Genomic DNA, 1687 nt, shown 5'->3' on the forward strand with positions numbered 1-1687 from the left:
AGATCTACACAAGGCTATTCGTCGGCAGCGTCAGATGTGTATAAGGGACAGGCCCAGCACCCCGGCCTTGAGCATGGCGCCGCTGAGCACCGCGCTCGCCGGGGTAGGCGCCAGCGCGTGCGCCAGCGGCAGCCAGGCGTGCAGCCCCAGCACCCCCGCCTTCACCCCGAAGCCGGCCAGCAGCAGCCCCAGGGCCACGTCCCGCCAGGCGGAGCCCCCCAGCCCCGCCGCCACCGCGCGCACGTCCAGCGCGCCCCCCGCCGCCGCCACCGCGAACACCAGCCCGGCGAACACCAGCACCTCGCTGAAGATGACGAAGCCCATGTACACCCGCGCGGCGCGCTCCGCCTCCGGCCCGCCCGCGTGGATGACCAGCCCGTACGTGGAGAAGCCCATCACCGCATAGGCCGTGTAGAAGCTGATGACGTCCAGCGACAGCACCAGCCCCAGGTTGCCGGACATGGCCGCCAGGAACAGCGCGTGGAAGCGGTGCCGCCGCGGGTCCTCCGCCAGGTAGCTCGCCGCGTACACCCCGGCCGCCGTCCACAGCAGCGCCGTGGCCAGGAGGAAGGGCCGGCTGGTGGCGTCCAGCCCCAGCCGCGCGCCCAGCAGCAGCCACGGCAACTCCACCTCCAGCGACGGCGAGCGCCCCGCCGCCAGCGCCAGCCCCAGCGCCGGCAGCGCCGCCACCGAGGCCAGCGCGCCGCTCCACCGCCGCGGCCCCCGCACGGCCGCCAGCCCCGCGGCCACCAGCGGCAGGAAGATGGCGACGAGCAGCAGGCCCCGGCCGCTCATGGCCGGAACTCCCGCTGGGAGATGAGCCAGGCCCAGGACAGCGGGCTGATGGGCGAGTGCGCCAGCAGCCCCACCACCAGCGACAGCAGCGCCGTGGTGAGCAGCGGGAAGAGCAGCAGCGGGTGGCCCTCCCACCGTGGCGCGGGGCCCGCGTGCTCCGCGTCCGGCGCGTCGAACCAGGCGCTCTTCAGCAGCGGCAGGAAGTAGGTGGCGTTGAGCACCGTGCTGCCCACCAGCACCCAGAGCGCCCAGGCCTGGCCCGTCTCGCTCACCGCGCCCAGGCCCAGGTACCACTTGGTGACGAAGCCGGCCACGGGTGGCACGCCCATCATCCCCAGCGCCCCCACTGTGAAGGCCGCCATCGTCCACGGCATGCGCCGCCCCGCGCCCTTGAGCTCCTTCACGTCGTGGATGTGCAGCCCCTTGCCCAGGCTGCCCGCGCAGAAGAAGAGGGTTATCTTCATCAGCCCCTGGTGGACGAGGTGGGACAAGGCCGCCACGGTGGACACCGGGCCGACGATGGCGACGCCCAGGACGATGTACGAGACCTGGCTCACCGTGGAGTACGCCAGCCGCCGCTTCAGGTTCTGCTGCGACAGCGCGCGCACGGAGCCATAGAGGATGGTGAAGGCCGCCACCGCCGCCAGCGGGCCCGTCACGCCCAGCGACTGCGCGTAGCGCACGCCGAACACGTCATAGACGACGCGGACGATGCCGAACGCCCCCGCCTTCACCACCGCCACCGCGTGCAGCAGCGCGCTCACCGGCGCGGGCGCCACCATGGCCGCCGGCAGCCAGCCGTGCAGCGGCACCAGCGCCGCCTTCACCCCCAGCCCCGCGATGAAGAGCGCGAACAGCCCCACCGCCTCGCCCCTGTCTCCTATACACATCT

1 protein-coding gene is annotated in these 1687 nt (G+C 73.1%); it reads right to left on the bottom strand.

Annotated elements, in window-relative coordinates; all coding sequences use genetic code 11:
* Positions 1-791 precede the first annotated feature (791 nt).
* On the bottom strand, positions 792-1687 hold an 896-nt coding region (locus HV826_RS36275; protein ID WP_303623604.1), incomplete at its 5' end, for a proton-conducting transporter membrane subunit.

Origin of the sequence: Myxococcus sp. AM010, from assembly GCF_013372585.1 — a bacterium.
GTDB classification, from domain to species: domain Bacteria; phylum Myxococcota; class Myxococcia; order Myxococcales; family Myxococcaceae; genus Myxococcus; species Myxococcus vastator.